This is a genomic window from Enterobacter cloacae complex sp. P47BA, from assembly GCF_014930485.1.
Lineage (GTDB): Bacteria > Pseudomonadota > Gammaproteobacteria > Enterobacterales > Enterobacteriaceae > Enterobacter > Enterobacter bugandensis.
This window is the reverse complement of sequence record NZ_JADBRF010000001.1, coordinates 344790-352543: the sequence shown is the minus strand read 5'-3', so window position 1 is coordinate 352543 and position 7754 is coordinate 344790. Positions and strand designations below refer to the sequence as shown.

The window sequence follows — 7754 nt, the reverse complement described above, 5'->3', positions numbered from 1 at the left end:
CGAATGGCGTTAACCCGGAGATTATGAAGACACATCCACAGTACGAACCCTGGCTGCAGGGCATGCTCATCATCGCGAAGCACTACCGGCTGGACTTTTCGGTGGAGCACGTTCGGGTCACGATTAACCATGAAAGTCAGTCTCCGCGCCAGCTGGTGCTGGAGGAAATGGCGCGCCAGCTAGGGCTGGGAATGCGCGTGGCGACGGATGCAACATCTCTCGATCCGTGGCGCCTGCCGCTGCTGGCGGAATTCACTGGCGGTCAAATCGCGGTCATTAACCGCATGGACAACGAAGGCAACGTCAGCCTGCAGTTCAGCGGCGACGGCGGGCTGGAGACGACGCTAACGCGGGACGCGCTCGGCTCACGGTTGAAAACGCTGCTGGTGCTGCGCCCGCTAGAGTCTACGCCTGATGCACGCGTGGACGACTACATCAAACCGTATGAGAAAAACTGGTTCTGGCAGCTGGCGCTGAAGGACTGGCGCCGCTACAGCGACATCATGCTGGTGGCGCTGGTCGCTAACGTGCTGGCACTCTCCGGCATGGTCTTTTCCATGCAGGTGTATGACAGGGTGGTGCCGTCGCAGTCGGAGGCCACGCTGTGGGTGCTGTTTGGCGGCGTCATGCTCGCCATCGTGTTTGAATTCATCATGCGCATGCTGCGCGTGCATATTTCGGACGTGGTGGGGAAACGCGCCGACCTGCGCATTTCAGAACGCGTCTTTGCCCACGCGCTGCGGATTAAAAACGGGGCGCGCTCCAAATCAACCGGATCGTTTATCGCCCAGATCCGCGAGCTGGAGTCGGTGCGTGAGCTCATCACCTCCACCACCATTGCGGCGATCTCCGATCTGCCGTTCTTCCTGCTGTTCGTCTTTATTCTGTGGATGATTGGCGGCCCACTGGTGCTGGTGGTCCTGCTCGCCGTGCCGCTGCTGCTCATTCCGGGCCTGCTGGTGCAGCGCCCGCTGGGGAAACTCTCCAGCGAAGGGATGCGCGAATCTGCCATTCGTAACGCGACGCTGGTGGAGGCGGTGCAGGGCATTGAAGACATCAAGCTGATGCGCGCTGAGCAGCGTTTCCAGAACCAGTGGAACAACACCAACGACGTGGCCGCCAGCGTCAGCATGAAGCAGCGCTGGCTGACGGGGCTGCTGTTGACCTGGACCCAGGAGGTGCAGTCCATCGTCTATGCGGTAGTCCTGCTGGTGGGCTGTTACCTGGTCATCAGCGGCGACATGACCACTGGTGCGCTGGTGGGAACCTCGATTCTGGCATCGCGTACCATCGCGCCGCTGTCGCAGATCTCTGGCGTGCTCTCGCGCTGGCAGTCGGCAAAAGTGGCCCGCAAGGGGCTGGACGACCTGATGCAGCGCCCGATTGACGATCCGCAGCACGGGAAGAAGGTGCATAAAGCCCACCTGCGCGGGGATTACCGGCTGGAAGACGTCGGCTTCTACTATGACGAAGAAGAGAAACTCACCGTGCTGAACATCAGCAAACTGCAGATTCGCGCCGGTGAGCGCGTGGCGGTGCTCGGGCGTAACGGCTCCGGTAAAAGCACGCTGCTGCAGCTTCTGGCGGGCATGCAGGAGCCGCAGCAGGGGAGCATTCTGCTGGACGATATTGCTCTCAATCATCTGGACCCGGCCGACCTGCGTCGCGACATGCAGCTGCTTAGCCAGCAGGCGCGGCTGTTCTTTGGCTCCGTGCGGGACAATATCCTGATGGGGAACCCGCTAGCCACCGACGATGAAATTCATCAGGCGCTTGTCAATAGCGGCGCGCTGGAGTTTGTGCGCAAACAGAAAATGGGGCTGAACTATATCATCAACGAAGGGGGAGCTGGGCTTTCAGGCGGACAGCGTCAGGCGCTGCTGCTGGCCCGCGCGCTGATCACCTCGCCGAACATTCTGCTGCTGGATGAACCTACCGCCTGGCTGGACGAGATGAGCGAGAAGCAGTTTATTCAGCATCTTCACAAATGGCTGGGCAAGCGCCGGACGCTGGTGGTGGCAACCCATCGCCTGCCGATTCTGGATTTGGTCGACCGCATTATTGTGCTGGAAAACGGCAAGGTGGTGATGGACGGCCCGCGCGACGCGATCCTGCATCAGCACGGGCTGGCGCCGCAAAAGGCGGCACAGCGCACCGTGACCATGAAGCCGGCGGCTGTTGCAGAGGAGGGTGCGGCATGAACGATTTCTCCCGTTATAACAGCCGTCTGAAAGAGCCGCGCCTGCCGCGATCCTCGCTGGTGGCATGGTCGCTGTTCGCCCTGCTGGCGGTGTTTATCGCCTGGGCGAGCCTGTTCCAGCTGGACGAAGTCACGACCGGCAGCGGCAAGGTGATCCCGTCTTCCCATGAGCAGGTGATTCAGTCCCTGGAAGGGGGGATTATCCACAGCCTGCTGGTGCGCGAAGGCGATATCGTTGAGCGTGGTCAGCGGCTGGCACAGCTTGACCGGACTAAAACCGAGTCCAGCGTGCTGGAGAGCGAGTCTCGTCTGAACGCGGCGCTGGCAACGGCTGCGCGACTGAAGGCCGAAGTTAACGACACGGAACTCGCGTTTCCCGAGGAACTGGACGATGACGTTGAGCTGGTCAAACAGGAAACGGCGCTCTATCAGTCCCGTCGCGAGAGCCTTGAAAAAGGGCTGGCCGGCTTACGTCAGGGCGCCGAGCTGGTGCAGCGCGAGCTGTCGTTGACCCGTCCGCTGGTGACCCAGGGGGCGGCCAGCAAGGTTGAGGTGTTACGTCTTGAGCGTCAAAAAAATGAGCTTGAGAATAAAATCACCGAGATGAAAAATCAGTATTACGTCCGCGCCCGTGAAGAGCTGGCGAAAGCCAACGCGGAGATTGAAGCCCAGCGTTCGGTGATGAAAGGGCGTGAGGACTCCCTGACCCGGCTGACCTTCAACGCGCCGGTGCGTGGGATTGTGAAGGATATTGACGTGACGACCGTGGGCGGCGTTATTCCCCCGAACGGCAAGCTGATGAGTCTGGTCCCGCTGGACGACCAGATGGTGGTTGAGGCGAAAATCTCGCCGCGCGATGTCGCGTTTATCCACCCCGGCCAGAAAGCGCTGGTGAAAATTACGGCCTATGACTACTCCATCTATGGCGGGCTGGAGGGCGAGGTGACCATGATTTCGCCGGACACCCTGCAGGACGAGGTGAAAAGAGATGTCTACTACTACCGCGTCTATATCCGCACCGACAGTAACCACCTGACCAATAAGCAGGGCAAAGACTTTCCGGTCTTTCCAGGGATGATTGCAACGGTAGATATTAAAACCGGCAGCAAAACCATCCTGGATTATCTGTTGAAACCGCTGAACAAGGCAAAAGAGGCGCTGCGCGAGAGATAAAGATTGGCGTTCGGGATACCGAACGCCATTTGTATTATACCGTTGACGTTACGTTGTTTGGGTGGCGTCGCTCCTTCGGCACCACGTTAATGTAATGAGTAACATAGGCGAAATATAATCCGGCATAGTTTTCGACCAGTTCGAAAAACGCCGGATACACCGACAGGCGACCGTCACCGCGATCTTTAAGATAACCTGCCTCATGCGCCGATTTGATAATCCGGTTGACGTGGATCCGGGAGACAAAGAATTCTTTAGCGAGCGTACTGGCGGAATATTGAATAACCGCGCCGTGGGCGGATTTGTTTTTTATGGCCTGCAGGTAAAGATACAGCATAATCATGCGGCCTCCATCCTTATCAATAAATAATCCCACTTCCGGTAAAACTTTCCTGAACGTTAATCCCCGGAAAAGATATTCTGCCGCGCGGCGGAAGAAATTATTTCTCAATGTGTCATTATCCAGCAGATTTACATCAATATTAAACGTCGGGTAAAGAATGCTGACGGGTAAAAATGCACCGGACATATAGCGTTTGAGTTCATTCAATCCTTTTTCGGTTGGGGCAATTCTCGTTTTTCGCCGGTCTTCCGTACAGCGCCAGGTCCTGATGCGTCCCGTGGTTCTGAGTATCGTAATGATCGCAATAACGCTGTTAGGGCTGGCTATTTTATAGCGAGAACATAACTCTTTTATCTCTGAGACGGATTCGGCCTGATTGCCAAATATAAAACAACACATGGAAAGAATAATGTTAAACCGTGATTCCTGAAGCATTGTCTTGTAGAACAAGGGTTGTTTTTTGTAGATGGCGTCATTGATTGTGTAGTGCTCTAATATTGCCTCACTAAACCGCGGGTTGCTTTTTATAATATCCCTTCGATGTAGCAAGGCCCTGGATGAGATGTGATTATCCATAGCATTTTTCTCGTATTTGATGAGCCGATAGATGAAGTATCCAGCCTTCTTTTTCGGAATTTTCATTATACCTGAGAAAAAGTGGCTTGCGGTCGGTATTTTAAAAGAAATATAGAGTTATATTTATGCGTGGAAAAGGGTGATTAACGCAAAGATGTTACAGTGCATGGCGTTGATAACAGTATCTTAACCTGATGGTGTATTGTAAAATTATTATACACACCGCTGTTGGTTTACATACTCATAATAATAATGGCGCTTTCGTGCCCAGGAGCAGGTTATGACCCACCAAATTTCTCTCAGGAATGTTGCGTGCAACGAGCAAAGATTTGTCATTTCAACCTGCGGCTTTACGTTTCAGGGATATCACCTGCTGCTCAAAAAGTACGGCATAGAGACTGCGCATATTCACTTTGATGGAGATGAGTTATCCGATCCTGACAAGGAAAATATCCTTATTCATCAAAACGCTCACATCGTAGTGTTCCTGGGAAAAGGTACGGTAGCTCTCCTGGAGAGCCTGACGCGACTGGCATCCGTACTCAATGCACTTCCTGTTATTCGTCGTGTTACCCTGTATGGTGATATACCGGACAGCTGGCTGTATCGAACCCTGGGTAGTCTTCTAAATAACAGTCATCAATTATCATTGATTCGCATAGCCAGCGTATCTGATGTAATAACTTGTTTCCACACCCACAATAATGGCTTTAAAGACCGCTCGCGCTTATTACGCGATTACTATCTGGACTGTTCTTCGTCAGAAAAGCTCAAATGGCTGACAAGAAGAGAGGTTGATGTTTTATTGAACTTCTATCGCGGCATGTCTATAAAAGACCTGTGCGACAAACTGAGGCTTTCTAATAAAACGGTTTACACCCATCGTAAAGAAGGTCTGCAGAAATTACATTGTATCAAGCGATGGTTGAATGAACCGCGCAATGTAAAAGTGGAAAGGCGGATTAAAAGCCAAAATCAAAGAGTGGACTTCACGGATAAAGAAGCGGAAGTTTTTAATGCGCTGGTGAAAAGAGAGATATTTCCCGCCTACCAGATCATTACCGATCGTGACAAGAAAGGGGTGGGGTTTGAGATACTCATTCGCTGGAATAAGAACGGAAAAATAGTCAAGCCAGCCCGTTTTCTGAATGATATCGCTAATTATGAAGTATGGCTAAAGATTACGGCTATGGTGATCCACGCCGCCGTGTCCGGGATTAATAAATATAACGGTAAATTCTATTTTTCCGTTAATATTCCGCCTCGCCTGGCGTCCGGGAACGCGCTGCCAGAGATGGCCAGGAAAGCCATCGGCATGCTGCTTAACCCCCAGTGGGCAGAAAAGCTGGTCTTTGAATTCGCGGAAGATATTGATGTAACGAAAGATAAAAGCATCCCAGAAACCATGCGGCACCTGCGTAATACGGGGTGCAGACTGTTTCTTGACGACTGCTTCTCAAGCCATCATGCCATGTTCCCCGTGAGGCAGGTGCATTTTGATGGGCTGAAACTGGATCGTGACATCGTCGATCATTTTGTGGCGAACGACAACGATTATAATCTGATTAAAGCGATACAGATTTACAGCGACATGACCGGAACAGCTTGCATTGCAGAGGGCGTTGACAGTGAGGAGAAGTTTGAAAAATTAGTCGAGCTGGGTGTGAAAAACTTTCAGGGATATTATCTCTCGCGCGCCGTGAAAGAGGAGGAATTAGACCGCATGGTGAGATTGTTCAGCTAAAAAATAAAGCCCCGAAGGGCCTTGTTTATTTGCGTCCCAGCAACAGGCCAAGCACAATACCGACCGCACCTGCGGCGATAAGACCGGTGAGCGGGTTATTTCTGACCGCTTCAGTCACGTCAGAGACAGCATCGCTGGCCTGTGCGGCATATTTTTTCGCAGCGCCTTTTACCTGATGCTTCGGTGAATCAACGAATTCACCGAACTGCTGCTGGGCTGAACCTGAAAGTTCATCAAATTTATTTTTTGCTTTGTCTTCAGCAAACTGGGTGTTTTTATCAGTACCGAAATCAGACATTTTTGCCTCCTTTTGTTGATAGTTAAAGGATAGCCTCTCTTTGAAAAGATGAGAGGCGGAACGCTAAATTTCGGAGGGAATTGGCCGGTTTTCGGATATATCTACACCAGAAGAGGGCTTTATTTTTCGTTCTCATCCTGGCCGTAATACAGCTTGCCAATGCGGATAAGCGGGCGGCCCTGAGACTTGCGGTGCAGGTTGCTGTCCCGAAGGGAATACACGCAGCCGCAATATTCCTGCTGGTAAAACTGTTCCCGCTTGCTGATCTCAATCATGCGTGATGAGCCACCCTGTTTACGCCAGTTGTAGTCCCAGTAGACCATCCCCGGATAGCGCGCTGCCGCACGCTGGCCGCAGTCATTGATCTGCTGCATATTCTTCCAGCGAGAGATCCCCAGCGAGCTGCTGATAACGCTGAAACCATTTTCCGCCGCGTAGAGCGCCGTACGCTCGAAGCGCATATCGAAGCACATGGTGCAGCGGACGCCGCGCTCGGGCTCCCACTCCATGCCTTTTGCACGCTCGAACCAGTTATCGGTGTCGTAATCGGCATCAACAAACGGCACGCCGTGTTTTTCTGCAAAACGAATGTTTTCTTCCTTACGGATGAGGTATTCCTTTTGCGGATGGATGTTGGGGTTATAGAAGAAAATGGTGTAGTCAATGCCCGAGGCCTGGATAGCTTCCATGACTTCACCGGAGCAGGGGGCGCAGCAGGAATGCAGCAGAAGTTTATCGGCGCCGTTTGGCAGGGTGAGCTGCGGGCGGATGAAGGGGGTTGTACTCATGTTGTTCTACAATATGTTAATGAAATTTATGAAATTGTAGCACAAGTTATTAATGTGTTCAGACGGTACTGGCGGTAATCGAGGATCCGCCAGGTAGGGATCCTCGCGCTGAGCGGTGCCGCTATTCGGCAAATTTGAGCAGCGCTTCGCCGTCAAGTCGGTAGCGCACCCATTCGGACTGCGGCAGCGCGCCAATGCTGAGATAAAAATCGATGGCGGGCTGGTTCCAGTCCAGCACGCTCCATTCAAGGCGGCCACATTGCCGTTTTACCGCGAGTTGAGCGATATGTTTCAGCAGCGCTCTGCCTGCGCCTTTACCGCGGTAGTCCGGGGAAATGTACAGGTCTTCCATATAAATCCCGTTGCGTCCAAGCCAGGTCGAATAGCTGGTGAAGAACACGGCATAGCCGGCGATCCTGCCGTCAAACTCAGCGATCAACGCCTCGGTTTTACTGCCCGCACCAAAGAGGGTTTCCCGGATCTCGTCCGGCGTGGTTACGACCTCTTCGGGGGCTTTTTCATATACCGCCAGCTCATAGATCATGGCGTAAATAGCCGCTGCATCTTCGGGACGGGCCTGACGAAGGGTTATGCTCATTGTTTTTCCTGTTTTTTGCACGGTTCGCGATTGA

7 protein-coding genes are annotated in these 7754 nt (G+C 52.9%); 3 read left to right on the top strand and 4 right to left on the bottom strand.

Features of this window, described 5'->3' with window-relative positions:
* Positions 1-23 precede the first annotated feature (23 nt).
* Positions 24-2201, top strand: coding sequence for a type I secretion system permease/ATPase (locus tag IM299_RS01685; RefSeq protein ID WP_193356917.1), 2178 nt, complete (start codon positions 24-26; stop codon positions 2199-2201).
* Entirely contained in the window at positions 2198-3373 is a 1176-nt protein-coding gene (locus IM299_RS01680; protein WP_193356916.1) for an HlyD family type I secretion periplasmic adaptor subunit, read from the top strand. The genes IM299_RS01685 and IM299_RS01680 overlap by 4 nt, the downstream gene beginning before the upstream one ends.
* Before the next feature lie 34 nt (positions 3374-3407).
* Here the strand turns inward: IM299_RS01680 and IM299_RS01675 are convergent, their stop codons facing one another.
* Complete coding sequence (locus IM299_RS01675; RefSeq protein WP_193357055.1) at positions 3408-4292, bottom strand: MarR family transcriptional regulator; 885 nt, start codon at positions 4290-4292, stop codon at positions 3408-3410.
* A gap of 280 nt (positions 4293-4572) precedes the next feature.
* Here IM299_RS01675 and IM299_RS01670 point away from each other — a divergent pair, with 280 nt between their 5' ends.
* Positions 4573-6036: an EAL domain-containing protein gene (locus IM299_RS01670; RefSeq protein ID WP_193356915.1), complete on the top strand. Its 1464-nt coding sequence runs from the start codon at positions 4573-4575 to the stop codon at positions 6034-6036.
* A 25-nt stretch (positions 6037-6061) separates the two neighbouring features.
* On the opposite strand, the gene IM299_RS01665 is transcribed toward IM299_RS01670, so the two are convergent.
* The 3 genes from IM299_RS01665 to IM299_RS01655 all read right to left on the bottom strand — a co-directional run bounded on the left by IM299_RS01665 (position 6062) and on the right by IM299_RS01655 (position 7720).
* The gene (locus IM299_RS01665; protein WP_028013089.1) at positions 6062-6334 is read right to left on the bottom strand and encodes a YqjD family protein; all 273 of its coding nucleotides are present in this window, start codon (positions 6332-6334) and stop codon (positions 6062-6064) included.
* A 119-nt stretch (positions 6335-6453) separates the two neighbouring features.
* On the bottom strand, positions 6454-7122 hold the full coding sequence (locus IM299_RS01660) for an epoxyqueuosine reductase QueH (protein WP_028013090.1): 669 nt from the start codon (positions 7120-7122) through the stop codon (positions 6454-6456).
* Between the two features lie 121 nt (positions 7123-7243).
* The gene (locus tag IM299_RS01655; protein WP_045260478.1) at positions 7244-7720 is read right to left on the bottom strand and encodes a GNAT family N-acetyltransferase; all 477 of its coding nucleotides are present in this window, start codon (positions 7718-7720) and stop codon (positions 7244-7246) included.
* Positions 7721-7754 lie beyond the last annotated feature (34 nt).